This is a genomic window from Mycobacterium persicum, from assembly GCF_002086915.1.
GTDB lineage: Bacteria > Actinomycetota > Actinomycetes > Mycobacteriales > Mycobacteriaceae > Mycobacterium > Mycobacterium persicum.
Window position 1 is genome coordinate 2,290,456 of the sequence record NZ_MWQA01000001.1, and the last position, 25,877, is coordinate 2,316,332.

Genomic DNA, 25,877 nt, shown 5'->3' on the forward strand with positions numbered 1-25,877 from the left:
GTCACCGGTGGCAGTTTTGCCGGGCAGGCGGAAGGGTACTAGTAGTACTGTTGCGATACCGTTGGTTTCTTTTGAGGTAGCGGGGCGGGGGATGGCGGATTACGGGTGGGTTTCTTCGGGTGTGGCGACCTTGAGTCGCCCCGTTCGGGAGCGACTGCAAAAAGTGGCGGCCGGTGAGGGCGCATACAGCGATCGGCTGGCCCGCCTGGCGGGTTTCAGCATCCGGCATAAGGTGCTGATCATCGGCATGTGGGTGGTGACCGCCGCCGCCCTGGCGGTGCTGTTCCCGCAGCTGGAAACCGTTGTTAGACAGCAGTCGGTGAATCTCATACCGCGCGATGCGCCATCGCTGCAGACGGTAGACCGCATGGGCGCGGCCTTCGGCGAGCAGGGATCCAAGACAACGATATTTGTCGCGATGGAGGATCCGGCGGGCCTGACTGCGCCGGTGCGCCAGCGCTACAACACCATGATTTCGCGATTGCGTGCCGACTCGGAGCACGTACGCCTGGTTCAAGACTTGTTGGCCGACCCCGTCACCGCAAGCCAGGCAGTCAGCCAAGACGGCAAAGCCTGGTATGTACCGGTGGGAGTGGCCGGAACGTTGGGCGATGTCAAAGCTGCCGAATCGGTCCAGGCGGTCCGCACGATCGCCGCCCAAGCATTCAGCGGCTCACCCACCAATGTTCGCGTCACCGGGCCCCCAGCCACCTTCCACGATCAAATCGCCTCGGCCGAAGAGGATTTGGTTGTCATCTCGATCGCGACGGCAGGCCTGATCGCAATGATCTTGCTGGTCGTGTATCGGTCGGTGTTTACCGCCTTGCTGCCACTGCTGGTCATCGGTGTAAGCCTGGCAGTGGGGCGCGGAGTGCTATCGGCGTTGGGCGAATCGGGCATGCCGGTATCGCAGTTCACCATCGCCTTCATGACGGTGATCCTGCTGGGTGCCGGCACCGATTATTCGGTGTTTTTGATCAGCCGATATCACGAGCAGCGACGCCAAAACGTTCCGCCGGATCTGTCGGTGATCAACGCGACCGCCACCATCGGGCGCGTGATTTTGGCTTCGGCCGCCACCGTGGCGTTTGCGTTTCTGGCCATGGTGTTCGCGAAGTTGAGCGTGTTCGCCGCGTTGGGTCCGGCGTGCGCTATCGCCGTCTTTGTCGGATTCGCGGCCACGGTGACGTTATTTCCCCCGGTGTTGGCGCTGGCGGCCAAACGCGGCATCGGTGAACCCAAGGCAGATCGCACTCGCCGCTACTGGAACTGGATCGCCGTGGCGGTGGTCCGTCGACCCGTGCCGCTATTGGTCGCCAGTCTGGCGCTGGTGCTAGGCCTGGCAGCCGTCGCGCTGACTATGCACATCAGCTACGACGATCGCCGAGGACAGCCGGCGACCACGGCCAGCAATGAGGGATATCGACTGCTGGACAGGCACTTTCGCAAGGACGCCATCGTCACCGAATTCATGGTCGTCGAATCGCCCACCGATATGCGCACCAGCAAGGCCCTGGCCGACCTGGATGAAATGGCCTCTCGGGTCTCGCAACTGCCCGGCGTCACCAAGGTCTCCGGTGTCACCCGGCCGACGGGCGCGCGTCTGGACCAGGCTCAACTGTCGTGGCAAAACGGCGAGATTGGCGACAAGATGGCCGGCGCGGTCGCCAAGGGCGACGCACACAAGGATGACCTGGCCAAACTCACCCACGGCGCCGACCAACTCGCCGGCGGTCTCGCGCAACTGGACACCACCTTGCGCACCGCGTTGACCCCGTTGACCGGACTCCTCACCCAAGCCCAATCCAGTGGATCCCAAGTCCAGCGGTTCCGTCCGCTGCTACAGCAGCTTTCGGCTACCGCCCCGGCCGTCGACCAAGCCATCCGAACCGGTCCGGGACTGCGCCAGCAAGCCGACCAGGCCCAAAACGCGATCGCCGCCATCGACCCGCTCGTCGGTGCGCTCAACACCTCCCCGTGGTGTGCGACCACACCGGAATGCACCCAACTCCGCGACCAGGTCCAGATCCTGGTGACCCTGCGCCATACCGGCTTCTTCAACCAGCTCGCCAACCTCGGCGACCTGTACCAGCCCGGCAGCGACACCGCGGCCGGCACCGTGGCCGACGTCCAAAACACAATCACGTCGCTGGACAAGACTTTCGGAGCGCTCGGCGACCCCGCCGACCTGGCCGGCAACATCCGCCGCCTCCAAAGCGGCATCAGCCAACTCGCCTCCGGCGCACAGGCGCTCGCCACCGGCGTGCATACACTCGCCGACAGCAACATCGAAATGCTGTCAGGCATGAGCCAAATCGCCACCCAACTGCAGAATTCCGCACGAACCACCGCCGGCTCCGACAACGCCAGCGGCTTCTACCTGCCCACCAATGCCTTCGAGAACCGCCAATTCGCCGACGTTGCAAAGCATTTCCTGTCACCCGACGGAAAAACCGCACGTTTCGCCATCGAATCCAGTTACGACCCCTACAGCAGCGACGCGATGAACCTCGCCCACAAAATCACCGAGGTCGCCGATGCCGCACGACCCAACACCTCGCTGGCCAACGCCACGGTGTCGATGGCCGGATTCCCCGCCGTCAACTCCGACATCCAACGCCTGCTTTCCGCCGACTTTCATCAGCTGGCCTTTGCGACCCTCGTCATCGTCGGCCTCATCTTGGTCGTATTGCTGCGCGCCCTGGTCGCCCCGCTCTACCTGTTGGGTACCGTCGTGCTCAACTACGGCGCCGCGCTCGGACTGGGAACCCTCGTCTTTCAATATGGCCTTGGCAAGGAAATCGCCTGGCCCGTACCGCTTCTGGCGTTCATCATCCTGGTCGCCGTCGGCGCCGACTACAACATGCTGCTCATCTCGCGACTACGCGAAGAATCTGCCCACAACATTCGCGTCGGCGTCCTGCGAACCGTCGCAAACACCGGCTCAGTCATCACTTCGGCCGGGCTCATCTTCGCCGCCAGCATGTTCGGCCTGATCGCCGGCTCCATCGCGATCATGATCCAAGCCGGATTCATCATCGGCTGCGGCCTACTACTGGATACCTTCGTCGTTCGCACCCTCACCGTTCCCGCGATCGCCACCCTGCTGCGCGAAGCGAGCTGGTGGCCGCAACGGAAACCCCTGACTCACAACGGCTGACCACATCGGACCACATGACGATTAGCCAGGGGCGCATCCGCACCAGCGACGGGATCACCCTCGTGGCCGATTGCTACCGCCACGCCGCGACTCGCCCCGTCGTGTTGCTGCTCCACGGCGGCGGTCAGAACCGTCACGCATGGGCCACCACCGCTCGCCGACTCCATTCCCACGGCTACACCGTCGTCGCCTACGACACACGAGGTCACGGCGACAGCGACTGGGACCCCAGCGGACAATACGACGTCGAACGGTTCGTATCCGATCTGATCTCGGTACGAGACCACGTCAGCCCCGACAGTCCCCCCGCCGTCGTCGGCGCGTCGCTGGGCGGGCTGATCATCCTCGCTACCCACCTGCTGGCCCCACCCGACCTCTGGGCAGCCGTTGTCCTGGTCGACATCACCCCACGAATGGAATTTGATGGGGCCCATCGCATCGTGTCATTCATGGCCGCACACCCCGACGGATTCGGCACGCTCGATGACGCCGCCGATGTCATCGCCGAATACAACCCACGCCGCGCGCGACCCGAAAATCTCGACGGCCTGCACAAGGTTCTGCGCCAACGGAGCGACGGGCGATGGATCTGGCGCTGGGACCCCGCCTTCATCAGCTCCAACTTCGATGTCCTGCAAGGCAATCTCATGACCGGCAGCGAGGAGTTCGACGCCATCAGTGGATTTCTCGCCGACGCAGCACGTCGAATCACGGCCCCAACGCTGCTAGTACGCGGCGCACTGTCAGACGTCGTCTCCCAGGACACCGTCAACGAATTCCTCCAGCTCGTCCCACACGCCGAAACGACGGACGTCACCGGGACCGGTCACATGGTTGCCGGCGACAACAACGACGCGTTCACCGCCGCGGTCACCGACTTCCTCGACCGCACAATGGGGATGACATGAAGATCCAATCAATGGACACGGCCCGCCCTGCTATTGATCTCGTTGAATTCGACGAATCCGGCTGCCATTACGACTAAGCGCTCCAGATTGTTCCCTACGCCCCGCATGTAGTGATTTACGTAGTATCTAAGTCGTCGTCTTCGGCAGAAAGGTCGTGCCGAACCGCTCGGACTCGGCCCCGAGGCAGACACGCCATGTAGCCATGGCCTTTGCCATAGAGTTCCCACGCGGTCGCTGCTGCATCTGGGAGGACATCGATGCGGTGTCCGCGGGAGAACCCGAGATGGAGCGACCCGTCATCGTCGAACCAGGCCCGCGTGCATACCGCTCCGGCAAGGTCCAACAACGTCCGCTCTTCCGGCGAAAGGTGGGCGGGGTCGATCAACACCTCTTCCTCGGGCCAGGCTCCTACTGCAGGAAGCGTCAGCCGCATCGGACGGGAGATTACGAGCTCGCTGTAATCGTCGAGGTCGAGTACCAGGCCACCTTGCAGTGAGACTCGCTGAACAGTGCACTGCTCGATCCATTGTGCAGGCATAGCCGCTCCCTTCGACACGTCAGCGGAGCCACACTTATAAGACTTCTAGTATCGCAGCGATACTGTCGGTATTGCTAGAGATCGTTGGCGCCCGCCCACATCAAGAACAAGTCGCATAGCTCCGTCGATGCACTCGCGTGTCTGCTCCGCTGTTGCCCGGCCGCCGACGAAGGCCATCAAGTTGGCCAGCCAGATATCAGCGATGAGCCCTGCGATCTGTCGCTCGTGGATTCCTTCCGTACCGCCACTCAGTGCCCGCGCCAGCATGCTTTCGATCAGATCGGCGGCATGTTGGGCCGCCAGAGCTTCATCGGTGCCAGCAGTAACGAATGCGCGAACCACGGCCTCGGTGAGCTTCACATTTTGCTGCCATTCGTCGTGAAGCCGCCGAGTCAAGGATTCCACTCGCCGAATCGGGGACGCCGCACACGTGCTCCAGTCGCGTTCTTCATCCAGGCGCACGAACTCGCGGGCGAGCAGCGTCACCAGCAGGTGGGTCTTCGACGTGAAATGGTCATACACCGACCCGACCGTGACGCCGGCTTGCTTGGCGACCGATTTGAAGTGGACCGCCTTGAAGCCGCCCAACGTTGCGACCGCCCGGGTGGCGTCGAGGACTGCTGCGCTGCTCGCGGTGTGTGCCCCTGGACGAGACATCGCGGCCTCTACCTCAGCCAACAAGACACAGACCTCTACTGGGGGATGGACCTAGCAACCTGAGGCTTGCGGAGCGCCACTTCTCAGCGGAATGTCGACAACCCGGACAGCACCGAGAACGGCAGGCACGAGCGCACTGTTTGGCGACCGATATAGCCAGCGCCGAATTTGCGCCATGCCGAGCCGGTGTGAAACCTGAGCCCGATTGGCGGGCACCTGTGGCCGCGGCTACTCGCGAATATTCGTGAGGCGACCGCCATTCCCGTGCAATCCGCGTCGCCTGCCTCGGTCCCCGACATCGCGACACCAGCAAAACAACCCCTAGTACTGTTGGTTTCGCTACGCTACTGTTCGTACCATAGCGCAGAAGGAAGCCTGGAATGTCGGATTGACGAAGGCGATGTCATGCCCTCCGCAAACACTGGCTCGTTAAGGGACCGACGCCGCGCCGAGTTGCTCTCGCAGATCCAGGGAACCGCACATCAACTTTTTGCCGAACGTGGATTTGCTGCGGTGACCACCGAGGACATCGCTGCCGCTTCCGGGATATCCATCAGCACGTACTTCCGCTACGCGCCTACGAAGGAAGATCTGCTGATCGCCCCCTTGCGGCAAACGGTCGCTGAAATCGTTGCCGCCTATGGCACTCAGCCATCGGACCAATCAGCAGCCGACGCGCTGATCGCGTTGTTCGCCGAAACCGCGTGGGACAAAACCAATCCGAAGCCGCACTACTGGCAACAAGCCATACTGACCGCCCCCCACCTACTGAGCAAATCGGCACTGATCAGCGATAACGATGGCCGCAAGTTCATCGAACTCGTCGCTGCACGGATGGGCGTCGATGCAGGGTTGGACATTCGTCCCTCGCTGCTTGTCCACACGGCCTTGGCCACCGCACAATTCATACTTCGACGCCGGCTGAGTGAAGACACTAAAACGAGACCACCGCTCCACGTTGAGTTGGAACGGGCCTTGAGGGTTACGTTGGCTGGATTCGACTGAGTGCAGACCGCTTTGGAAGTCCGGGCCGTACGGTTGGCCAACTGCCCGGCAATCTGGTCCGTCATAACCTTTAACCTGAAACGACATTTACTCCATCATGGGCGCGGGAGTGCGGATCTTCATCGAATGCATCTAGAACCCGCACTGCGAAGGCAGGGCTCATCTCACCCTCAACTTGTTCTTTCGTCATCCAACGGACTTCCCGAGCTTCGGCAGTCGGGTGCGTGTCGCCGGCGGCAGGACCGCACCGGTAAACCAGCGCGACAATGCCCTGAGTAAGGTTCTTGTAGACCCCGGTGAGACGTTGCACTGTGACCTTCAATCCAGTTTCTTCGAGCACTTCGCGTCGAACGCCGTCCTCGAAGGACTCGTGCAGTTCGAGTACTCCGCCGGGAGCCTCCCAGCGGCCGTTGTCCTCTCGCCGGATGACGAGAACCCGACCGTCATCCCGTACAACGACCCCGGCGACACTGACCGAGTGCTTTGGCGTAGTTCCCATCGTTGGTCTCCATTGTTCGACGCCGGCAGACGTGACACCGGTTGACTGGCTTCCTAGACTAGTCGTCTAGACATGTAATGGAAGGCTGCCGGGTGCTGCAACTTGGACAAATCGATCGCACCGATGACAAACCACCGTATCGGCAGATCGCGAGCATGTTGCGGGAGGCGATCAGTTCCAGTCGGTTCCCGCCTGGGGAACGACTGCCGTCCGAGGCGGAACTGATCGAGCATTTCGGTGTGGCCCGCATGACCGTAAGACAGGCCATGCAGGAGCTTCGTTCCGACGGACTCGTCATCTCGCAACACGGCCGCGGAGTGTTCGTCCGGCCGACGCCACCAATCCGCAGGCTGGCGTCGGATAGATTCGCACGACAGCATCGCGCCGAAGGAAAGGCGGCTTTTTCCGTCGAGGCAGAGAAATCTGGCTACTCGCCGCAAGTCGACAATATCGCCGTCAGCCGCGAGAAGCCGAATTCGTTTATAGCGGAACAACTTCGAATATCAGCCGACGATGACATCGTCGTGCGATCGAGGCGTTACCTGGCGAATGGACGACCCGTTGAGACGGCCGTCTCGTACATTCCGGCGGCATTTGCCGAAGGCACGAGGATCGAGCAGGTGGATACCGGACCCGGTGGTATCTACGCGCGCTTAGAAGAGCACGGTCATGTGCTTGCTCGCTTCACTGAAGAAGTCGCCGCTCGGATGCCCACTCCTGAAGAACGGCGGCAGCTGGAGCTCGACTCGGGAGTTCCGGTGCTGACGGTGCTGCGAACCGCTTACGACACCAATGACGTGGCGGTGGAGGTCTGCGACACCGTGAAGGTGGCCTCCGCCTACCTGCTCGAATACGAGTTCCCGGCCCGCTGAGCGCAAAGTCTCACACGAATCACGTGTCGGCCGTTGCACTCCTCTAGACGACTATGTAACCTCAACTTGTCTAGAGCAGTTCTACGAAAGGTCGACAAAATGTCTGTGCCGAAGTGGCTCACGCTGTCTCACCAGCAGGTCTTCCCACACAAAGCGTTCGTGGTGTCCGACGTGACGCCGGTGATCGATTACGAGCGGTCAACGAAAGACAACAAGGTTCAGGCGACTGATCGAGAATCAGGCCTGCCGTTGTGGCAGGTGGAAGTCCTCGACGGCGATCCGGCCGCGAGCAAGCGGGCACGCACCCTGACCGTCAAGTTCGCAACGCCAAAGCAGCCTGTGTGCCCACCGAACACTGCCGGAATGCCTTTCACACCAGTGATTTTCGAGGGGCTGTGCGTGTTGCCGTACGTAGACCGTTCGAGCGAATCCGGCCGCATTGCGTGGTCGTTTCGGGCCTCGGGCATGACCGCGGACACCGGCAAGGCGGGGTCCTCAGCGGCAGACCGGGCGTCAGCATGAGTCAGTACGACCCCGTAGTACCTAGCGATCCGTATTCGATTCCAGATCCCGACGCCGGGACGGACCTCTTTGACCTCACGCACGTGCTGACGGTCGGCGCCACGTGGCTCACCGCGGTGACCGGGGTGGTCACCCTTTCGCTCGTCGTTTGGAGACTGCGTTCGCCCGCCACATTTAGGCGCTATGTCGCAACCCCTGCGCGGCGGGCCCGATGGCTGCTATGGGCGTTGATTTCCTGGCCACGAGTTGCCAAGGCCTGCGGGCTGTCGACTTCCGAGCGCGTGGCAGGTACGGACTCGCAGGGCAAGACCACGACGAAGACGGTTTGGACCCACCCTCGCCTTCTCGGAGTGAGCATCTCCGATCACTGTCTGCACATGACCGTCCGCACACGAACGGGCCAGACAGTCGATGACCTCGAAACCGCGGTCCCCGCAATCCGCGACGCTGTCGGGGCACATTCCGCCCGTTCCACGGTGGTTGCACCCGGGACGGTTCGCATGGAATTGGTTATGCGACAACAGCTGTCGGCCATCGAAACTGCTAGACGGCCAACCTGCACCGAGGCAACTGCCGTTAAGATTGGCCGACGCGAGAACGGCTCGGCTTGGATTCTCCGCGTCGCTGGCCTCCACACCCTCACTGTTGGGTGCTCAGGGGCGGGCAAAGGCTCCATTTTCTGGGGCATCGCAGGCGGACTGGGCCCAGCCGTCAAGTCAGGAACCGTCCGGCTGTTCGCCGTCGACCTCAAGTACGGGATCGAAGTGTCAGTCGGCTCCGCCCTATTCAGCAAGATTGCGACAACCGAGGTCGAGGCCGCGAGCTTGCTAAACAAGTTGGAGGAGCTGCTGGATAGCCGTGGCCGCAGGATGGCTGGCCGAGCACGTTCGCACACACCGAGCGCCGCCGAACCGCTAGTCGTGCTGCTTATAGATGAATTGGCGGGCTTGACCGCGTACATGACGGACGCCGCCCTGAGGAAGCAAGTTGCGGGCTCGCTCTCACGCATTCTGACGAAGGGCAGGGCCGTAGGCATCGTGGTCGCCGCCTTCATGCAGGACCCTCGCAAGGAGATTCTGCCCATGCGCGGGTTGTTCACCCAGACCGTTGCATTGCGGCTGCGTTCACGCGACGAAGTCGCGATGGTTCTGGGTGATGGCCTCGCTGATGCCGCACCCGCGCACCGCATCAACCCGAGTGAACCTGGGACCGGATACGTCATCGCCGAAGACGGATCAACGATGCGAGTACGTGCCGACTACTGGCCAGATTCGTTAATCCGTTCTGTTGCACAAGAATACGGTCTCACTTGCCAAAGACCCACTGGCCCCACAGAGAACTGAGGACAGCGGCATGGCAATTCTTGGCATCAACGCCACCACCGCAATAGCGACCTTTCCAGAGCTGCTGACAGCGGAACAGGTGGCGGAGCTGCTTGGCGTGTCCACTGCCACCGTGAGCCGATGGGGCGCGCTACGCGTACACGGCGCAGATGTGGGGCCGCCGTGCTACACGCTATCCGATCGCGTAAGACGTTGGGACGCAGCGGAAGTCCGCGCGTGGCTCAAGCAGGTGCGCCGCTAAGTGGCCGGATCAGTACCGCGCGGCATCCGAAAGCGGACGAATTCAGCCGGCCAGGCGCGCTACCAAGTGCGCTACCTGGTGCGCGATCCAAACTCCCCGTCAGGATGGGTCGAGACGTCATCGACGTTTGCCACCATGCGGGAAGCGCGCGCGTTCAAGGCCGATCGCGACGGCGAGGCGGCGATCGGCGCCCGACGATTCGACCCCAGACTTGGCCGCGCCAGCCTCTCCGCTATCTGGACGCAATACAGCGCATCGAAGCAGCCGGCCGTTTCCCCCAAGACGTGGAGCGGCTACGCGCAGCATTGGGAGCTACGTATCAGCCCGCGCTTCGGCCATGTCCCGGTTGACGAGATCAGCCGGAAGGACGTGCAGCAGTTCATCGGCGGCCTCACCGTGGGCCCGTGGGCCAAACTCGCCACGCTCCGGCTGCTGCGCTCGATTCTCGACATGGCTCGCGAGGACGGCCGAATTCACATCAACCCGGCCCAGGGTGTGTCATCCGGTCGGATTCCGGCGCGGGAACGTCACCGCTACCTCTCCGCCACGGAAGTCGCCGCCCTGGCACACGCCTGCGGCGACCAAGGCGACATCGTCACAATCCTGGCCTTTACCGGTCTGCGCTGGTCCGAACTCGTCGGCCTGCGCGTCGGCGACATCGACCTCAAAGCACGCCGCCTCTACGTCCGCCAAGCCGCCCCGGACGTAGAGGGCCGAATCATCGTCGGGCCGCCGAAAACTCGCGCAGCCGTCCGAACCGTCCCACTCCCCCGAATCGTCATCGACGCGCTGAAGCCACGAATCGAAAACCGCTCGACTAAAGAGCAAGCGATCACATCACCAAATGGCGGCTTCCTGAGATCAAACAACTGGCGCAGACACACCCACTGGAACAAAGCCCTCAAGAAAACCGGCCTGGCGCCGCTGACGATCCACGACCTCCGCCACACGTACGCCAGCCTCGCCCGCAAATCCGGGGCCGACCTCCGCTACGTCCAGAAGACCATGGGGCACTCGACCCCGACCGTCACCGCCAACATCTACAGCGACCTCTACTCAGACGAACTCGACCACGTCGCTACGAATCTCGACCGGCTCAATGACGTCGCCAAAGACCAGGCGAACGGACAGGAACCGGACACACCGAAACATCCATAGAGTGCTGTCACCGCGTCCGTGCAGCTCAAGATTGGTGGCCAGGGGCGGGATCGAACCGCCGACCTTCCGCTTTTCAGGCGGACGCTCATGCCGACTGAGCTACCTGGCCGGAAGGCAGCATGTGCCTGGCCGTATCGGCGACCCTGACGGGACTCGAACCCGCGACCTCCGCCGTGACAGGGCGGCGCGCTAACCAACTGCGCCACAGGGCCATGCTCTGCTACTGCTCCGCGATACCCGCATCGCAGGGTACCCCCTACGGGATTCGAACCCGCGTTACCGCCTTGAAAGGGCGGCGTCCTAGGCCGTCTAGACGAAGGGGGCAGAACCGAATCTCTCCGGGGCACTCGCAACGTGGTCATCATTGGGAGCCACGTCAGCTTAGGTCACCGCGGGCCGAATCCTCAAACGAGCTTCGCCCGGGCACGCAGTATCCTGGGACTCCGCGCCCCTATAGCTCAGTTGGTAGAGCTACGGACTTTTAATCCGCAGGTCCCAGGTTCGAGTCCTGGTGGGGGCACCGAGAACGCACCGAGAACGCATCGAGAACCACGAATTCGCCCGCCGTCGACGCCGGGCAGTACCCCGGCCGATCACCCGCGGCCACCGTTCAGACCGCCCGCGCAACCGGCCCAACCGCGGCCGCCGATCGTGCCGATCGACGGGCTCCTGGCAACGAGCGGCACCAACCAAGCCGCGCATGGTCAGCCCGCGTTCAGAGCCGCACATCGCTTGGCTATGCTGCGGCTATGCTTCCCGAAATGAGTCAGGATGGAATCCAACCCAACGCGCCCGTCGCCCTGGTGACAATGGAAATCCGGCACCCGGCAACGGATTCCCTCACCGAATCAACGAGCCGGGAACTCAAACACCTCCTCATGAACGACTTGCCGATCGAGCGCCAGGCGCAGGACGTGAGTTGGGGAGTGACGGCCCCCGGCGCCGCCCCGACCCCCGTTGCGGACCGCTTCGTCCGCTACGGCAACCGGGACAACACCGTTTCGGCCTCACTGAAGAACCAGGCGATCGTCGTCGAAACCAGCGCTTACCGCGACTTCGAGACCTTTTGCGACCTCGTGTTACGGGTCGCCGACGCCCGCGCGCAGGTTTCGTCGATCGTCGGGGTAGAGCGCATTGGCCTGCGATACGTCCTCGAGATCCGGGTCCCGGTTGGGGTCGACGGCCGGGTCAACTGGGGCAACTGGATTGACGAGCAACTGCTCGGGCCCTACCGCATCGCTCCGGGCGGCCTGTCGCTGACCGAGTGGCAGGGTGCCGCGGTCTACCGCGAACCCCAACCGGGCAAGTCGCTGATTCTGCGGTACGGGCCGGGTGTGGGCCAGGCGCTGGATCAGAGCTACCATCTGCGCCGCATCACGCCGCCGCAGACCGGTCCGTTCTTCCTCATGGATATCGACAGCTTCTGGACTCCGGTGGGGGGCTCCATTCCGGAATACAACCGAGACGCGCTCGTGTCCACCTTGACCGACTTGTACGGTCCCGCCCGCGAGGTGTTCCAGGACCTGATCACCGCCCGCCTCAAAGACGAGCTGCTGCGCCAATAAACCAGTCAGGCGAGGCGCCGACTACCTCAGCACCGCACTGGTGTAGGTCACGTCGGCGAACACCGTCGCAAGTTCGTCGTCGGGATATTCGAAGCCATTGGCTTGGTGGAGTTCCTTGACGGTGTGCGACGACGTCTGCCAACCCTGGCGAGATAGATGCTCGATGACATGGCTGCGTTTCCCGTGATACACCAGGTCGTTGAAGTCGATGTCGAACCCGAGTTCGCTCATCCGGTCGTGATGGGAGCGCCACCGCTCGTCGGCGAAAACCTTGGTGTCCGGCACGAATTCGAACGCCAGCCGGCTGCCGGGTGCGCTCAACCCGCTGATGTTGTCGAATAGCGCGTCCTGCGCGTCCTCAGGAAGGTAGACCAGCAACCCTTCGGCGCTCCAGGCCGAGGGGACCTGACCGTCGAATCCCGCCGCCTGCAGCGCGGTGTCCCAGTCGTCGCGCAAATCGACCGCGACGGTGCGACGCCGGGCGGTGGGCTCGGCGCCGAGACCGCTCAGCGTTGACGTCTTGAACGCGATCACTTCTGGCATGTCGACCTCGTAGACGACGGTGCCCTTCGGCCACGGCAGCCGGTAGGCGCGGGCATCCAGGCCGGACGCCAGGATGACCACCTGGCCGATGCCGTTTCCCGCGGCCTCGAGGAAGAACCGGTCGTAGAACCTGGTCCGGCAGGCCATCCCGCGGGCCACCCGCTGCGGGTCGAACTCGGAATCTTCATCGACCGGAATCTGCCCGTCCACCATCCGGGTATAGACGTCCATGCCGACCGCTCGCACCAATGGCGCGGCGAACGGGTCGTCGATCAACGCAAACTCGCGGCTAGCGGCCAGCGCGCGCTGAGCGGCCACCATGGTTGCCGTCGCGCCGACGCTCGTCGCGAGATCCCAGCGATCACGATCGGCACGCACCATGGAAGTTCCTTCGTCGAACCAGAAAAAAGATAGATAACCTAGTTACTATCACATGCTCGATCGCACCTGGCGGGCTACTCTGACCAACCATGATCGACTTCGCCCAGCGCACCATCGATCTCGCCCGCCAGAACGTCGCCGAGGGCGGCCGCCCCTTTGCGACGGTCATCGTCAAAGACGGCGCGATCCTTGCCGAGAGCGCCAACCAGGTTGTGCAGACCAACGACCCGACCGCTCACGCCGAGATCGTGGCCATCCGCGCGGCCTGTATCAAACTGGGCACCGAGCACCTGGTTGGTACCACCATCTACGCGCTGGCCCATCCATGCCCGATGTGCCTGGGCTCCCTCTATTACTGCTCACCCGACGAAGTCGTATTTCTGACGCTGCGTGATGCGTTCGAGCCGCATTACGTCGATGTGCGCAAATACTTCGAGCCCGCCACCCTCTACGACGAGTTCGCCAAGCATTGGAAGAACCGACGCCTGCCGATGCGCCATGAATCTCGTCCCGAAATCAGGGCTGCTGCCGTAGAGGTCTTCAAGTTCTGGCAGGAACGTAACGGCGGCGAGCGCATAGCGAGCATCGACTCGCCCGGCTGACCCGGCGCAACCTTGACAGCACATCAACCTGCACTATTATTTGCGTATGCACGCAAATAATAGACCAACGAGGTTGCCCGACGACCAGGCCGGCCTCGTGGTCGAGGTGTTCCGGATGCTCGCCGACGCCACCCGCGTGCAGATTCTGTGGTCCCTGGCAAATACCGAGATGTCGGTCAACGAGTTGGCCGAACACGTACGCAAGCCGGCGCCATCGGTGTCCCAGCATCTGGCCAAGCTGCGGATGGCGCGCTTGGTGCGCACCCGCCGCGACGGTACGACGATCTTCTACAGCCTGGAAAACGACCACGTGCGCCAACTCGTCATCGACGCGGTCTTCAACGCCGAGCACGCCGGCCCCGGCGTGCCCCGCCACCACCACGGCGACGGACTGCAGGCAGTCCCCGCAACACCAGACGCGGGATAACCGAATCCGCTAGCACCACAACATAGTTCACATTGAGGAGGTAACGATCATGGTAGCCACCCACACCCATGACGCGCCGCACGCGCACGACCACCAGCACGGCGACATGACCCACAGCCACGCGCACACCAGCCATGAGCACGAGCACGTCGCCCACGAGCACCCGCACTCACACGACGACGGGACCCAGCACACCCACGAGCACGTCCATCAGCGCGGCCTCGAAGGCCTCGAAGGCCTTGAAGGCCCTGAAGGCCGTAAAGAGGTGCACAGCCACACCCACGGCTAAGTCGAGGGTTCAGACCTTCGGGCAGTAGTGCGCGGGGTTGTCGCGCTCATCCAGGGGCGGCAAATTGCGCGCCGGCGTCTGCACCAACGGGGTGTCGGCCGGGATCCGCCCACTGACCCGGTCCCAGCCGGCCCGCGCCCGCGGGTGCTTCCGGTACCGGCGCGGCACGACGGCGAAGACCAGTCGGACAAGGTCGCCGAAGCGCCGGTGCAGCCATTCATCCCGGCGTGACCACTGGTAGCCCATTGGTTCGCGCACCGGCGGATCGTAGAGCCCGACCGTGAGCCAGACGAAGAACGGCGCCAGCAGCCTGCGCTGCAACGCCCACAACTTGTCCGGAATCCATTGGGCGAAGGGAGGTTTGGGCAACTCGGTCAAATCCAGCACGGCCCGCGCCGCAAAGTTGTTCTCCAGCACGTTGCGACACATGTGGTCCCAGTAGACCTGAAATTCCTCCCAGGACGCCGGCACCGGCCGCATGCTCATGCCGTACATCCGATACCACTGGACGTGTTCGTCGAAAAGCTGACGCTTCTGCGCCTCGGTCAGGCCGCCGCAGAACCGCTCGGCGACGTGCAGGGTCCCGACGAAGAACGTGGCATGCGCCCAATAGAAGACGTCCGGGTTCAACGCGTGGTAGCGGCGCCCCGCCGCGTCGACGCCCTTGATGTCCACGTGGTAGTCGCGTACCTCGGCGCCGGTGACCGGAGCCCGGTCGCCGTCGAAAACCACGCCGCCGATCGGGTACAACGACCGCAACAGTCGCGGCCAGCGCTCCCGAAAGAACGTCGAATGCTCCTCGACCGCCGCACCCAGCTGCGGATGCATGTTCTGCATGGACCCGGCCCACGGACCCTGCAGCATGCCGCGCCAGTCGCCGAAGTATCGCCAGGTCAGCGAATCCGGGCCGAGCGGCACCGGTGGTGCGTCGTAACCCAGCGGCGAAACCGGGCAACCGGCCGCTACCGAGTCGTTCGGCGCCACAGCGGCAGCGCCACCCGTCGAGGGATGCACCTTAGCGCTGGTCAGCGGGCACGAAGCAGACGTATCTTGAGTCACTGATGGTTTCCCGGTGGATTAGGGCGACGTCAGCAATTCTGACTACACGCGTTGTCACATGAAGTTTAGGAGCGATGTGCAGGCCGGTCAAAAACGAGGCCGCTGGACCGGCGTCCCGCTGGAAGATCGCCACGCCGTACGTCGGGAAAATCTGATCGCCGCCGGCGTGCAACTGCTCGGCGGGAAGGACGGGCCGGCGCTGACCGTACGTGCCGTCTGCCGCAAGGCGGCCCTGACCGAGCGCTACTTCTATGAAAGCTTCACCGACCGCGAACACTTCGTGCGCGCGGTGTACGACGACGTCTGTACCCGGGCCATGACCACACTCATGTCGGCCAATACCGCCCGGGAAGCCGTGGAAAGATTCGTCGCCCTGATGGTCGATGATCCGGTGCGCGGGCGGGTGCTGCTGTTGGCGCCGACGGTGGAACCGGTACTGACCCGCTCCGGCGCGGAGTGGATGCCCAACTTCATCGAGCTGCTGCAGCGCAAGCTCTCCCGCATTGTCGATCCGGTTGTGCAGAAACTGGTCGCCACCAGCTTGATCGGCGCTCTGACCGGCCTGTTTACCGCCTACCTGAATGGTCAACTAGGAGCTACCCGCCAGCAATTCATCGACTACTGCGTCGACATGCTGCTCAATGCGGCGGCCAGCCATGTGCCGCACCGACCCGGCCACGAAGCCGGGCAGCCAGCAGCGGCGCGGCCTCGCGACTGACGTCGCCACCACCACGACCGGGGGACTCACCGGGCTTCGAGCAAACTTGTTGATACCGGTCGACACAGATATATTGAGTGCAACCCATCGACACAGATACCGGAGGGACTATGTCAGCCCAGCTGACTGACTTACAGCTGCTGCACGAACTCGAACCGGTCGTCGAGAAGTACCTCAACCGGCACATCAGCATGCACAAGAACTGGAACCCGCACGACTACATCCCATGGTCGGACGGGAAGAACTATTACGCGCTCGGCGGCCAGGATTGGCATCCCGAGGAGAGCAAGCTTTCCGACGTCGCCCAGGTGGCCATGGTGCAGAACCTGGTCACCGAGGACAACCTGCCGTCCTATCACCGTGAGATCGCGATGAACATGGGCATGGACGGCGCCTGGGGACAATGGGTCAACCGCTGGACCGCCGAGGAGAACCGGCACGGCATCGCGCTGCGCGACTACCTGGTGGTGACTCGATCGGTCGATCCCGTGGAGCTGGAGAAACTTCGCCTGGAGGTGGTCAACCGGGGCTTCAGCCCGGGCCAGAACCACCAGGGCGACTTATTCGCAGAGAGCGTCACCCACTCCGTCATCTATGTCAGCTTCCAGGAGCTGGCAACCCGGATTTCACACCGCAACACCGGCAAGGCCTGCAACGACCCAGTCGCCGACCAGCTCATGGCCCGGATCTCAGCCGACGAGAATCTGCACATGATCTTCTACCGCGACGTCAGCGAGGCCACGTTCGACCTCGCCCCCAACCAGGCGATGAAGTCGTTGCACCTGATCCTGCGTAACTTCCAGATGCCCGGCTTCCAGGTGCCCGAGTTCCGGCGCAAGGCCGTCTTTATCGCCGTTGGAGGCGTCTACGACCCACGCATCCACCTCGACGAGGTCGTCATGCCGGTGCTGAAGAAGTGGCGCATCTTCGAGCGCGAGGACTTCACCGGTGAGGCCGCCCGCATGCGCGATGATCTTGCCCTGCTGATCAAGGAGCTCGAGCTGGCCTGCGAGAAGTTCGAGGTGTCCAAACAGCGCCAACTCGACAGGGAAGCCCGTACTGGCAAGAGGGTCACCGCACACGAGCTGCACAAGACCGCGGGCAAGCTGGCGATGAGCCGGCGGTAGCCCGGCTCGGGACAATAGATGCGTATCGGCTCAATCGAGCTTGCCAGCCCGGTTGTGCTGGCACCGATGGCCGGTGTGACGAATGTCGCGTTCCGCACCCTGTGCCGTGACTTCGGTTCGATGCGTGGCGACCCGCTGCGTCCGGCTTCGCCGCCCTTGCGATCGCCACGGGAACAGGCGAAGGTCGGCACCGTCAGCGGACTCTACGTCTGCGAAATGGTGACCGCCCGCGCGCTGGTCGAACGGCACCCGGTCACCATGCACATGACGACGTTCGCCCCGGACGAATCGCCCCGCTCGCTGCAGCTCTACACCGTCGACCCGGACACCACCTACGCGGCCGCGCGGATGATCGCCGACGAAGGCCTGGCCGACCACATCGACATGAATTTCGGTTGCCCAGTGCCCAAGGTGACCAAGCGCGGCGGCGGGGCGGCCCTGCCGTTCAAGCGACGGCTGTTCGGCCGAATCGTGGCCGCGGCAGTGCGCGCCACCGAAGACACCGGGATACCGGTGACGGTCAAGTTCCGCATCGGCATCGACGATGCCCACCACACCCATCTGGACGCTGGTCGCATCGCGGAAGCCGAGGGCGCCGCCGCAGTCGCCCTGCACGCCCGTACGGCCGCGCAACGTTACTCCGGCACCGCCGACTGGGACCAGATCGCCGAGCTCAAGCAGCAGGTCACGACCATTCCGGTGCTGGGCAACGGCGACATCTACGACGCCAGCGACGCGCTGGCCATGATGGCCACCACCGGCTGTGACGGCGTGGTCATCGGCCGCGGATGCCTGGGCCGACCATGGCTATTCGCCGAGTTGTCGGCCGCCTTTACCGGCCGCCCGGCTCCCACCCCGCCCACACTCGGTCAGGTCGCCGACGTCATCCGCCGCCACGGAGCCCTACTGGCGGCACACTTCGGTGAGGACAAGGGCATGCGCGATATCCGCAAGCACATCGCCTGGTACCTGCATGGGTTCCCGGCCGGATCAGACGTCCGGCGAGCGTTAGCGCTGGTCAAAACGTTGAGCGAACTCGACGACCTGCTGAACCGGTTGGACGGCAGCGTCCCGTTCCCGACTGCCGGCAACGGCCCCCGCGGCCGGCAGGGCTCACCCGCCCGGGTGGCCCTTCCCGACGGTTGGCTGGACGACGCCGACGACTGCCGGGTGCCCGACGGAGCCGACGTCATGCATTCTGGTGGTTGAACCGACACTCTTCCGAGATCGCGTCTGCGACCACAAGTCAGTACGATGTGGGCTTTATGCATGGCGCGGCGCCGATCGGCTCGGCGCTGCGCTGACGTGTGCACGGACAACCCAAATGTCCGGATCATATTTTCGGAGGCCGATGGGACATGAGTGACGGCGACAAAGACGCCACTCCTGACCTTCGGCGCGTGTCCGGCTCCCGCAACGACGCCCAACCGGTCACCCTGAACCCGCCGGCGACACTGGGCGCCGCGCCGTGGGAGCGGTTGTTCGCGCCGCCGCCCGAGGACAGCTTGCTCCGCTGGTCGGGAGTGTCATCCGGCGATGCGGCCGGACATCACGGCGGCCCGGACCACGCAGAGCCCGCAGAGGTCGGCTGCCACGTCAACGGCGGAGTCAGCGTCGCGGAGCTGATCGCCAAACTCGGCGCACCTGCGCCCGCCCGTCCCACCCATCGCCACAGCGCGCCGGACCCCGATCCCGTCGCGGAGCCGTCGCAACCATCCCGGATGGACGTGGCGGTCCCCGACGACGCGGACCAACTGGACACCCAGGTCATCGCCATTCCGGCCTACTCTTCAGAACTCCTCTCCGAGCTGCCCGACCTCGGGTCGGCCGCCTTCGCACCGGAAACCGCCGCATCCGAGCCACCCGAGGGCGAGCCGGCCGCGTCGTCGCGGGCACCTGTCGTCAAGCGCTCAAAAACCCCGAAGCGCCGGGAGAACCGGACAAAGAAACCGCGTTCGCGCCGGCGGCCGATGCTGCTGGCCGGGCGGTCACTGGCGGCCATGTTCGCCGTGCTGGCGCTGGTCCTGACCGGCGGGGCGTGGCAGTGGAGCGCATCGAAAAACGAACGGCTGAACACGGTAAGCGCGCTCGACCCGAACTCCGGCGACATCGTCGACCCCAACGGGCAGTACGGCGACGAAAACTTCCTGATCGTCGGCATGGACTCGCGCGCCGGCGCGAATTCCGAGATCGGTGCCGGTGACACCGAGGACGCCGGCGGTGCCCGGTCGGACACCGTCATGCTGGTCAACATCCCGGCGAACCGGAAGCGGGTGGTGGCGGTGTCGTTCCCCCGCGACCTGGCGATCACCCCCATCCAGTGCGAGGCATGGAATCCCGACACCGGCAAGTACGGCCCGATCTACGACGAGAAGAGGGGGACGTGGGGTCCCCGGATGGTCTACACCGAAACGAAGCTGAACTCGGCGTTTTCTTTCGGCGGCCCGAAATGCCTGGTGAAGGTCATCCAGAAGCTGTCCGGCCTGAGCATCAACCGCTTCATCGCCATCGACTTCGTCGGTTTCGCGCGAATGGTCGAAGCCCTCGGCGGCGTCGAGGTGTGCAGCACCACTGCGCTGCGCGACTACGAATTGGGCACGGTGCTCGAACACGCCGGACGTCAGATCATCGACGGGCCGACGGCCTTGAACTATGTGCGAGCCCGCCAAGTCACCACCGAGAGCAACGGCGACTACGGTCGCATCAAACGTCAGCAACTGTTCTTGTCGTCACTGCTGCGTTCGCTGATCTCCGAGGACACGTTGATGAACCTCAACAAGCTCAACAACGTCGTCAACATGTTCATCGGCAACAGCTACGTGGACAACGTCAAGACCAAGGATCTGGTACAGCTGGGCCAGTCGTTGCAGCACATGGCGGCCGGCCACGTCACGTTCGTCACCGTGCCCACCGGCGTGACGGACCAGAACGGCGACGAGCCGCCCCGGACGGCCGACATGAAAGCGCTGTTCGCCGCCATCATCAACGACGATCCGTTGCCGTTGGAGAACGACCACAACGCGCAGACGCTGGGGAACTCGCCGACGACGGCGCCGACCACGACGAAGAAGGCGGCCCCGCCCAACACCACCGGCGAGGTCCAGCGCGAACAGGTGATCACCACGTCGCCGCAGGAAATCACGGTGCAGGTCTCGAACGGGACCAGTACCGCCGGCCTGGCGACCACCGCGGCCAACCAGCTCAAGCGAAACGGCTTCAACGTGATGACGCCGGACGACTACCCGAGTTCGTTGAAGGCCACCACGGTCTTCTTTTCCCCGGGCAATGAGCAGGCCGCGGCGACCGTGGCCGCGGCATTCGGCAATTCGAAAGTCGAGCGGGTCACCGGGATCGGACACGTGGTTCAGGTCGTTCTCGGCCCGGATTTCAGTTCGGTGTCCACCCCGCCGCCCAGCGGCTCGTCGGTCAGCATGCAGATCAACCGGAATTCCAGCACCCCGCCGACCAAGCTGCCCGAGGATCTGACGGTCACCAACGCCGCCGACACCACCTGCGAGTAAGCGCTTCACGGCGTATCCGGCGTCGAGAACGTAGGCTTTATCACATGCGAACCGCTTACCACGAGCAACTCTCGGAATTGTCCGAGCGGCTCGGTGAGATGTGCGGGCTGGCAGGCATCGCCATGGAGCGGGCAACCCAAGCCTTGCTGCAGGCCGATCTGGTGTTGGCCGAACAAGTGATCTCCGACCACGAAAAGATCGCAACGCTGAGCGCCCGCGCCGAGGAAAGCGCGTTCGTCCTGCTGGCCCTGCAGGCCCCGGTCGCCGGTGATCTTCGGGCGATCGTGAGCGCGATCCAGATGGTGGCCGATATCGACCGGATGGGAGCACTTGCCCTGCACGTCGCCAAAATCGCCCGCCGGCGGCATCCGCAGCATGCGTTACCCGAAGAGGTCAAAGGCTATTTTGCCGAAATGGGCAGAGTCGCAGTCGAATTGGGCAACAGCGCGCAGGAGGTCGTGTTGTCCCGCGACCCGGAGAAAGCGGCCCGGATCCGCGAGGAAGACGACGCGATGGACGATCTGCACCGGCATTTGTTCAGCGTGCTGATGGACCGGGAATGGAAGCATGGCGTGGCAGCGGCAGTCGACGTGACGCTGCTGGGCCGGTTCTACGAACGCTTCGCCGACCATGCCGTCGAAGTGGCGCGACGCGTGATCTTCCAGGCGACCGGGAGATTCCCCGAAGACGAGACGACGCCACACTCGCGCTAATTCGAGCGCGCTAACCGAAACGCCCGGAGATGTAGTCCTCGGTGGATTTCTGGCTCGGGTTGGAGAAGATCTTCTCGGTGTCGTCGATTTCTATCAGGCGCCCCGGCTTGCCTACGGCCTCCAGATTGAAGAACGCCGTCTGATCGCTCACCCGGGCGGCCTGCTGCATGTTGTGCGTGACAATGACGATCGTGTAGTCCTGCTTCAATTCACTGATCAGGTCTTCGATCGCCATCGTGGAGATGGGATCCAGTGCCGAACATGGCTCATCCATGAGCAACACGTCGGGCTGGACCGCGATGGCCCGTGCGATACACAACCGCTGCTGCTGCCCGCCGGATAACCCGCCGCCAGGCTTGTCGAGCCTGTCTTTGACCTCGTCCCACAGGTTGGCGCCGCGCAACGAATATTCGGCAGTTTCGTCGAGCACCTTGCGGTTGCGCAGGCCCTGCAACTTCAGGCCGGCGACCACGTTGTCGCGAATCGACATCGCGGGGAACGGGTTGGGCCGCTGGAAAACCATCCCGATCGCCCGCCGCACCCCGACCGGGTCGATGCCGGGCCCGTAGATGTTTTCGTCGTCGAGCAGCACGGTGCCTTCGACGCGCCCGCCGGGGACCACTTCGTGCATCCGGTTCAGCGTGCGTAACACCGTGGTCTTGCCGCACCCCGACGGGCCGATGAACGCCGTCACGCTGCGAGGCAGAATCGACAAGGACACATCGGCGACGGCCTGAAACGACCCGTAATAGATGTTGACGTCCTTGAGGTCCAACCGCTTGGCCACTCTGAGTGCTCCTGCCTACGACTTCTTGGGGACGAGGATGGCGGCGACCACCCTGGCGCCGATATTTATCATCGCGATCAGCAACATCAGCGTCAGCGCGGCGCCCCACAGTCGGTCTGTGGGGACCGGGCTGATGCCGGCGCCCGTCGTCGCCTGGTCATACATCATGCCCGGCAGCGACCCCATGAATCCGCTGAATATGTCGAAGTTCATTGTCTGTGCATAACCAACCAGGATCAGCAGCGGCGCCGTCTCCCCCATCACCCTGGCCAAGGCCACCAGGATGCCGGTCACGATGCCGGACAAGCCGGTCGGTATCACGATCTTGGCGATGGTCTTCCACTTGGGCGCTCCCAGCGCGTAGCTGGCCTCACGCAGATCTACCGGGACGATGCGCAGCATCTCTTCGGTCGACCGCACGATCACCGGCAGCATCAATAACACCAGCGCCAGTGACACCGCGAGCTGGGAGCGGGGCAAGCCCAGGACCGCGACCCACAGGGCATAGATGAACAGCGCCGCCACGATCGACGGCACGCCGGTCAGGATGTCCACCATGAAGGAGACCACCCTGCGCAGCGCGCCGGCGCCGCCGTATTCGACCAGATAGATGGCCACCAGGACGCCGATCGGGATGGATATCGCCGCACACACCAGACCTTGCAACACCGTGCCGACGATCGCGTGGTAGGCGCCACCGCCGGCTTTCAATGACGTCATCCCGGCCTGTGAATGCGTCCACCAGGTGCTCGACATGACCGTCCGGACGCCGTTGACCAGCACCGAGCCCAGCACCCAGGCTAGGGGCGTCAGCGCGACCGCCATCGACAGTGTGACCAGCACGGCGGCCGCGTTGTTGGTGACTCGACGGCGCCGGCCTAATGCGGGCAGTGCGCGTGCTTTGACCGGCCGATCCAGCATCGAGGTCATCGGGTGGCCCTTCCCGCTCCGGCCAGGGCCGTGCGTGCCGCGGCATTGACCACGAAGGTGAGCAGGTAGAGCATCAGTCCTGCGGCCAGGTAGGCACCGGCTTGGTAGGGGTTGTCGAGACCCGATGCGGCGGCGGCGATCTTGGTGGCGAAGGTCGAACCACCATCGAACAGCGACCAGCCGAAGGCTTGCTGGGTACCGTGCAAAATGATCAACAGCGCCACCGTTTCGCCCAGGGCCCGTCCCAGGCCCAGCATCGCGCCGCTGATGTATCCGGACCGTCCGAACGGCAACACGGTTGTCGTGACGACCTCCCAGCGGGTGGCGCCGAGCGCCAGCGCCGCCTCGATCTGGCCGTGCGGGGTCTGGGCGAACACTTCGCGCGTGACCGCGGTGATGATCGGCAGGATCATCACCGCCAGGACGATGCCGCCGGTGAAGACGTTGCCCCCGCCCCTGATTGAGGTATTGCCGCCGGCGAACAGGAAACAGTGACCCAAGGTGTGGTTGAGCCAGGTCGCGACCGGTCGCAGGCGTGGCGCCAGCACGTGCAAACCCCACACGCCGTAGATGATCGACGGCACCGCGGCCAGCAGATCGACCAGGTGGGCCAGCGGCATGGCGAACCGTCGCGGCGCATACTGCGTCAGGAAGATGGCCACGCCCAGCGCGACGGGCATGGCCAGCACCAGAGCGAATAGCGATACGAACGTGGTCACCCGGAGCAGATCGGGGATTCCGAAGTGCATCGCCGACGGGTCGGCGGTCTTCCAGGTTCCGCCGTAGGTCAAGAAGTTTTCTTTGTTGCGCGCCAGTGCCGGTATCGCACGCCACAGCAGAAACGCGCCGATCGCGGCGATCAGAACGATGATCAAGACGCCGGAACCCTGCGACAGCCGGCGAAACAGCCGGTCTCCCAGACTGGGTTTGCCGTTGCCCCAAGGGTTGATGGAGGTTGCCGGCGGCTCCGGAAAAGGTGCGGCGACAATCGCGCGCGGCTCGGCTGGGTTGGGCACTGTCACTGCGATCCCGTCGATCCTGTTGGCTCGTCTTCCATCAGCGTCGTTCGTGGTCAAGCAGTCACTGCAGGGCGTTTATGGCGGTGACCAGGCGTTCTTTTACTCTATCTGGCACCGGAACGTAGCCGGCCGACGGAAGGCCAGTCTGACCGTTGTTGACGGCAGTGGTGAGAAACGCCTTGACCGCGGCACCGATGTCGGGCGGGTATCCCTTCGAGCACACAATCTCGTAGGTCGCCAGTACCAACGGATAGGCACCCGGGTCCTGGATGGCGAAGATCGAGTTCAGCTCCAGAACGAGGTCGTTTCCGCTGGCCGCAAACGTGACGGAGTCGATTGCCTTGCGAGCCGTTTCCTCGGTGAGCGGCACGACGCTGTTGCCGGTGTCGATCTGGGCGAACGGTATACCGGCGCGGTCAGCGAAGCCTTTCTCGACATAACCGATCGAGCCTGGCGTGACCTGTACGGCTTGGATGACACCGGCCGACCTTTCGACGCCTTCCCCGACGCCGCCGTGAAACTCGCCGCCGACACCTCGGCTCCAGCTTTGCGGCGCGGCGGCGGTCAGATACTTCTGAAAGTTGTCGGTGGTTCCCGACGAATCCTTGCGGTACACCGGGATGATTTTGGTATTAGGAAGTGCCACACCAGGATTGAGGGCCGCAAGGATCGGGTCGTTCCACGTCCGGATGGAGCCGCTGAAGATCTTGGCCATCGTATCGGCGTCGAGGACCAGGGTTTTTACCTCAGCGAGGTTGTACACCAACGCAATTGGCCCGAATACCAGCGGCAGGTCCCAGGCCGGGTTTCCTTTGCACCGGTTGGCCGCCGGACCGATCTGTTCGGCGACCAGGGGCGAGTCCGATCCCGCGAAGTCAACATGCCCGGCGATGAACTGCTCGCGACCGGCGCCTGACCCGGTCGGGTTGTAGGACACCTTCTTGCCCGGACACGCCCGACCCCACACCTGGTTGAACAACGCCATGGCGTTCTGCTGGGCAGTCGATCCCTCGGCCGTCAGCGCATCGCGGCCGCTGCAGTCGGCCTTTGCCAGCGGTGCTCCGGAGCCATTCGCCGAGGAACCACCGAGGTTTTGATCGCTACCGCATGCGGTGAGGATCCCACCGCAGGCGGTGATTACCGCCACCGCCGCCGCAAATGCCCTGCCCACCGTGTCGAGCCTCATCGATCTCGCTCCCTGAATGCATTTCGACGATTGCGGCGCTGCACGGCCGTCTTCAGGACGAATTGCCAAGTCAACCATTAACTATGCGTCGTGCCGGAACTTGCCGG

General features: G+C 63.7%; 26 protein-coding genes and 4 tRNA genes. 18 read left to right on the forward strand and 12 right to left on the reverse strand.

What is annotated here, in order from left to right:
* The first annotated feature begins 91 nt into the window (after positions 1–91).
* Both B4U45_RS10310 and B4U45_RS10315 read left to right on the forward strand, forming a co-directional pair.
* Positions 92–3,160 carry an MMPL/RND family transporter gene (locus B4U45_RS10310; RefSeq protein ID WP_012396373.1) on the forward strand — a complete coding sequence of 1,023 codons (3,069 nt, stop codon included), beginning with the start codon at positions 92–94 and terminating at the stop codon, positions 3,158–3,160.
* A 14-nt stretch (positions 3,161–3,174) separates the two neighbouring features.
* Positions 3,175–4,068: an alpha/beta fold hydrolase gene (locus B4U45_RS10315; RefSeq protein WP_014941273.1), complete on the forward strand. Its 894-nt coding sequence runs from the start codon at positions 3,175–3,177 to the stop codon at positions 4,066–4,068.
* 115 nt (positions 4,069–4,183) lie between these two features.
* Here the strand turns inward: B4U45_RS10315 and B4U45_RS10320 are convergent, their stop codons facing one another.
* Both B4U45_RS10320 and B4U45_RS10325 read right to left on the reverse strand, forming a co-directional pair.
* Entirely contained in the window at positions 4,184–4,606 is a 423-nt protein-coding gene (locus B4U45_RS10320) for a DUF6188 family protein (RefSeq protein WP_012396375.1), read from the reverse strand.
* Between the two features lie 45 nt (positions 4,607–4,651).
* Complete coding sequence (locus tag B4U45_RS10325; RefSeq protein ID WP_080677207.1) at positions 4,652–5,263, reverse strand: TetR/AcrR family transcriptional regulator; 612 nt, start codon at positions 5,261–5,263, stop codon at positions 4,652–4,654.
* A 405-nt stretch (positions 5,264–5,668) separates the two neighbouring features.
* On the opposite strand from B4U45_RS10325, the gene B4U45_RS10330 reads away from it, so the two are divergent.
* Positions 5,669–6,268 carry a TetR family transcriptional regulator gene (locus B4U45_RS10330; protein WP_031349047.1) on the forward strand — a complete coding sequence of 200 codons (600 nt, stop codon included), beginning with the start codon at positions 5,669–5,671 and terminating at the stop codon, positions 6,266–6,268.
* Between the two features lie 70 nt (positions 6,269–6,338).
* Here the strand turns inward: B4U45_RS10330 and B4U45_RS10335 are convergent, their stop codons facing one another.
* Entirely contained in the window at positions 6,339–6,767 is a 429-nt protein-coding gene (locus B4U45_RS10335) for an NUDIX hydrolase (RefSeq protein WP_012396378.1), read from the reverse strand.
* 77 nt (positions 6,768–6,844) lie between these two features.
* Between B4U45_RS10335 and B4U45_RS10340 the strand changes: the two genes are divergently transcribed.
* From B4U45_RS10340 to B4U45_RS10355, 5 genes are all read left to right on the forward strand, one after another.
* Positions 6,845–7,639, forward strand: coding sequence for a GntR family transcriptional regulator (locus tag B4U45_RS10340; protein ID WP_012396379.1), 795 nt, complete (start codon positions 6,845–6,847; stop codon positions 7,637–7,639).
* A gap of 99 nt (positions 7,640–7,738) precedes the next feature.
* A complete protein-coding gene (locus B4U45_RS10345) occupies positions 7,739–8,161 on the forward strand; it encodes a hypothetical protein (protein WP_012396380.1) in 423 nt (140 codons plus the stop codon).
* Complete coding sequence (locus B4U45_RS10350) at positions 8,158–9,504, forward strand: cell division protein FtsK (RefSeq protein WP_009954443.1); 1,347 nt, start codon at positions 8,158–8,160, stop codon at positions 9,502–9,504. The genes B4U45_RS10345 and B4U45_RS10350 overlap by 4 nt, the downstream gene beginning before the upstream one ends.
* Positions 9,505–9,514: 10 nt before the next feature.
* Positions 9,515–9,745, forward strand: coding sequence for a helix-turn-helix transcriptional regulator (locus tag B4U45_RS29135; protein ID WP_012396381.1), 231 nt, complete (start codon positions 9,515–9,517; stop codon positions 9,743–9,745).
* Positions 9,746–10,903, forward strand: a complete 1,158-nt coding sequence (locus B4U45_RS10355; protein WP_012396382.1) for a site-specific integrase — start codon at positions 9,746–9,748, stop codon at positions 10,901–10,903. It abuts the gene before it with no gap.
* A gap of 32 nt (positions 10,904–10,935) precedes the next feature.
* On the opposite strand, the gene B4U45_RS10360 is transcribed toward B4U45_RS10355, so the two are convergent.
* The 3 genes from B4U45_RS10360 to B4U45_RS10370 form a co-directional block, all read right to left on the reverse strand.
* Positions 10,936–11,012 (reverse strand) — tRNA-Phe (locus tag B4U45_RS10360).
* A 29-nt stretch (positions 11,013–11,041) separates the two neighbouring features.
* A tRNA-Asp gene (locus tag B4U45_RS10365) sits at positions 11,042–11,115 on the reverse strand.
* Positions 11,116–11,153: 38 nt separating this feature from the next.
* A tRNA-Glu gene (locus B4U45_RS10370) sits at positions 11,154–11,227 on the reverse strand.
* 123 nt (positions 11,228–11,350) lie between these two features.
* On the opposite strand from B4U45_RS10370, the gene B4U45_RS10375 reads away from it, so the two are divergent.
* A tRNA-Lys gene (locus B4U45_RS10375) sits at positions 11,351–11,423 on the forward strand.
* A gap of 229 nt (positions 11,424–11,652) precedes the next feature.
* On the forward strand, positions 11,653–12,468 hold the full coding sequence (locus B4U45_RS10380; protein WP_075549139.1) for a TIGR04255 family protein: 816 nt from the start codon (positions 11,653–11,655) through the stop codon (positions 12,466–12,468).
* Between the two features lie 21 nt (positions 12,469–12,489).
* Here the strand turns inward: B4U45_RS10380 and B4U45_RS10385 are convergent, their stop codons facing one another.
* Positions 12,490–13,392, reverse strand: a complete 903-nt coding sequence (locus B4U45_RS10385; RefSeq protein ID WP_075549140.1) for a class I SAM-dependent methyltransferase — start codon at positions 13,390–13,392, stop codon at positions 12,490–12,492.
* A 92-nt stretch (positions 13,393–13,484) separates the two neighbouring features.
* Here B4U45_RS10385 and B4U45_RS10390 point away from each other — a divergent pair, with 92 nt between their 5' ends.
* The 3 genes from B4U45_RS10390 to B4U45_RS10400 are packed head-to-tail and all read left to right on the forward strand — an operon-like array spanning position 13,485 to position 14,710.
* Positions 13,485–13,994, forward strand: a complete 510-nt coding sequence (locus B4U45_RS10390) for a nucleoside deaminase (protein ID WP_075549146.1) — start codon at positions 13,485–13,487, stop codon at positions 13,992–13,994.
* Positions 13,995–14,040: 46 nt separating this feature from the next.
* Complete coding sequence (locus tag B4U45_RS10395; protein WP_082275612.1) at positions 14,041–14,421, forward strand: ArsR/SmtB family transcription factor; 381 nt, start codon at positions 14,041–14,043, stop codon at positions 14,419–14,421.
* Positions 14,422–14,470: 49 nt separating this feature from the next.
* Complete coding sequence (locus B4U45_RS10400) at positions 14,471–14,710, forward strand: zinc transporter Slc39a7 (protein ID WP_232341706.1); 240 nt, start codon at positions 14,471–14,473, stop codon at positions 14,708–14,710.
* A 9-nt stretch (positions 14,711–14,719) separates the two neighbouring features.
* On the opposite strand, the gene B4U45_RS10405 is transcribed toward B4U45_RS10400, so the two are convergent.
* Complete coding sequence (locus tag B4U45_RS10405; protein ID WP_075549141.1) at positions 14,720–15,769, reverse strand: oxygenase MpaB family protein; 1,050 nt, start codon at positions 15,767–15,769, stop codon at positions 14,720–14,722.
* Between the two features lie 76 nt (positions 15,770–15,845).
* On the opposite strand from B4U45_RS10405, the gene B4U45_RS10410 reads away from it, so the two are divergent.
* The 5 genes from B4U45_RS10410 to phoU all read left to right on the forward strand — a co-directional run bounded on the left by B4U45_RS10410 (position 15,846) and on the right by phoU (position 21,848).
* Entirely contained in the window at positions 15,846–16,487 is a 642-nt protein-coding gene (locus B4U45_RS10410; RefSeq protein ID WP_075549142.1) for a TetR/AcrR family transcriptional regulator, read from the forward strand.
* Between the two features lie 110 nt (positions 16,488–16,597).
* Positions 16,598–17,614 carry an acyl-ACP desaturase gene (locus tag B4U45_RS10415; protein WP_075549143.1) on the forward strand — a complete coding sequence of 339 codons (1,017 nt, stop codon included), beginning with the start codon at positions 16,598–16,600 and terminating at the stop codon, positions 17,612–17,614.
* 18 nt (positions 17,615–17,632) lie between these two features.
* Positions 17,633–18,823: a tRNA dihydrouridine synthase DusB gene (gene dusB / locus B4U45_RS10420; protein WP_075549144.1), complete on the forward strand. Its 1,191-nt coding sequence runs from the start codon at positions 17,633–17,635 to the stop codon at positions 18,821–18,823.
* Positions 18,824–18,972: 149 nt separating this feature from the next.
* Entirely contained in the window at positions 18,973–21,135 is a 2,163-nt protein-coding gene (locus tag B4U45_RS10425; protein ID WP_083028380.1) for an LCP family protein, read from the forward strand.
* 44 nt (positions 21,136–21,179) lie between these two features.
* A complete protein-coding gene (gene phoU / locus B4U45_RS10430) occupies positions 21,180–21,848 on the forward strand; it encodes a phosphate signaling complex protein PhoU (RefSeq protein ID WP_023367957.1) in 669 nt (222 codons plus the stop codon).
* A gap of 10 nt (positions 21,849–21,858) precedes the next feature.
* Here phoU and pstB read toward each other — a convergent pair whose 3' ends face one another.
* Genes pstB through pstS form a run of 4 tightly spaced genes read right to left on the reverse strand, consistent with a single transcriptional unit; the run spans position 21,859 to position 25,770 of the window.
* Positions 21,859–22,635 carry a phosphate ABC transporter ATP-binding protein PstB gene (pstB, locus tag B4U45_RS10435; protein ID WP_036407678.1) on the reverse strand — a complete coding sequence of 259 codons (777 nt, stop codon included), beginning with the start codon at positions 22,633–22,635 and terminating at the stop codon, positions 21,859–21,861.
* 15 nt (positions 22,636–22,650) lie between these two features.
* Positions 22,651–23,565 (reverse strand): phosphate ABC transporter permease PstA, encoded by a 915-nt coding sequence (pstA, locus tag B4U45_RS10440; RefSeq protein WP_075549425.1) that lies wholly within the window; start codon positions 23,563–23,565, stop codon positions 22,651–22,653.
* Positions 23,562–24,587 (reverse strand): phosphate ABC transporter permease subunit PstC, encoded by a 1,026-nt coding sequence (gene pstC, locus B4U45_RS10445; protein WP_075549426.1) that lies wholly within the window; start codon positions 24,585–24,587, stop codon positions 23,562–23,564. Before pstC ends, pstA begins: the two co-directional genes overlap by 4 nt.
* A gap of 58 nt (positions 24,588–24,645) precedes the next feature.
* Positions 24,646–25,770 (reverse strand): phosphate ABC transporter substrate-binding protein PstS, encoded by a 1,125-nt coding sequence (gene pstS, locus B4U45_RS10450; protein ID WP_075549427.1) that lies wholly within the window; start codon positions 25,768–25,770, stop codon positions 24,646–24,648.
* Positions 25,771–25,877 lie beyond the last annotated feature (107 nt).

What these genes read in the sequence shown, in the direction of transcription:
- B4U45_RS10315 (WP_014941273.1), top strand. Translation starts at nt 3,175, where the DNA reads ATGACGATTAGCCAGGGGCGCATCCGCACCAGCGACGGGATCACCCTC.
- B4U45_RS10350 (WP_009954443.1), top strand. Translation starts at nt 8,158, where the DNA reads ATGAGTCAGTACGACCCCGTAGTACCTAGCGATCCGTATTCGATTCCA.
- B4U45_RS10340 (WP_012396379.1), top strand. Translation starts at nt 6,845, where the DNA reads ATGGAAGGCTGCCGGGTGCTGCAACTTGGACAAATCGATCGCACCGAT.
- B4U45_RS10330 (WP_031349047.1), top strand. Translation starts at nt 5,669, where the DNA reads ATGCCCTCCGCAAACACTGGCTCGTTAAGGGACCGACGCCGCGCCGAG.
- B4U45_RS10345 (WP_012396380.1), top strand. Translation starts at nt 7,739, where the DNA reads ATGTCTGTGCCGAAGTGGCTCACGCTGTCTCACCAGCAGGTCTTCCCA.
- B4U45_RS10325 (WP_080677207.1), bottom strand. Translation starts at nt 5,263, where the DNA reads ATGTCTCGTCCAGGGGCACACACCGCGAGCAGCGCAGCAGTCCTCGAC.
- B4U45_RS10425 (WP_083028380.1), top strand. Translation starts at nt 18,973, where the DNA reads ATGAGTGACGGCGACAAAGACGCCACTCCTGACCTTCGGCGCGTGTCC.
- B4U45_RS29135 (WP_012396381.1), top strand. Translation starts at nt 9,515, where the DNA reads ATGGCAATTCTTGGCATCAACGCCACCACCGCAATAGCGACCTTTCCA.
- B4U45_RS10400 (WP_232341706.1), top strand. Translation starts at nt 14,471, where the DNA reads ATGGTAGCCACCCACACCCATGACGCGCCGCACGCGCACGACCACCAG.
- B4U45_RS10380 (WP_075549139.1), top strand. Translation starts at nt 11,653, where the DNA reads ATGCTTCCCGAAATGAGTCAGGATGGAATCCAACCCAACGCGCCCGTC.
- dusB (WP_075549144.1), top strand. Translation starts at nt 17,633, where the DNA reads ATGCGTATCGGCTCAATCGAGCTTGCCAGCCCGGTTGTGCTGGCACCG.
- phoU (WP_023367957.1), top strand. Translation starts at nt 21,180, where the DNA reads ATGCGAACCGCTTACCACGAGCAACTCTCGGAATTGTCCGAGCGGCTC.
- B4U45_RS10320 (WP_012396375.1), bottom strand. Translation starts at nt 4,606, where the DNA reads ATGCCTGCACAATGGATCGAGCAGTGCACTGTTCAGCGAGTCTCACTG.
- B4U45_RS10395 (WP_082275612.1), top strand. Translation starts at nt 14,041, where the DNA reads ATGCACGCAAATAATAGACCAACGAGGTTGCCCGACGACCAGGCCGGC.
- B4U45_RS10310 (WP_012396373.1), top strand. Translation starts at nt 92, where the DNA reads ATGGCGGATTACGGGTGGGTTTCTTCGGGTGTGGCGACCTTGAGTCGC.
- pstA (WP_075549425.1), bottom strand. Translation starts at nt 23,565, where the DNA reads ATGACCTCGATGCTGGATCGGCCGGTCAAAGCACGCGCACTGCCCGCA.
- B4U45_RS10385 (WP_075549140.1), bottom strand. Translation starts at nt 13,392, where the DNA reads ATGGTGCGTGCCGATCGTGATCGCTGGGATCTCGCGACGAGCGTCGGC.
- B4U45_RS10415 (WP_075549143.1), top strand. Translation starts at nt 16,598, where the DNA reads ATGTCAGCCCAGCTGACTGACTTACAGCTGCTGCACGAACTCGAACCG.
- B4U45_RS10335 (WP_012396378.1), bottom strand. Translation starts at nt 6,767, where the DNA reads ATGGGAACTACGCCAAAGCACTCGGTCAGTGTCGCCGGGGTCGTTGTA.
- pstS (WP_075549427.1), bottom strand. Translation starts at nt 25,770, where the DNA reads ATGAGGCTCGACACGGTGGGCAGGGCATTTGCGGCGGCGGTGGCGGTA.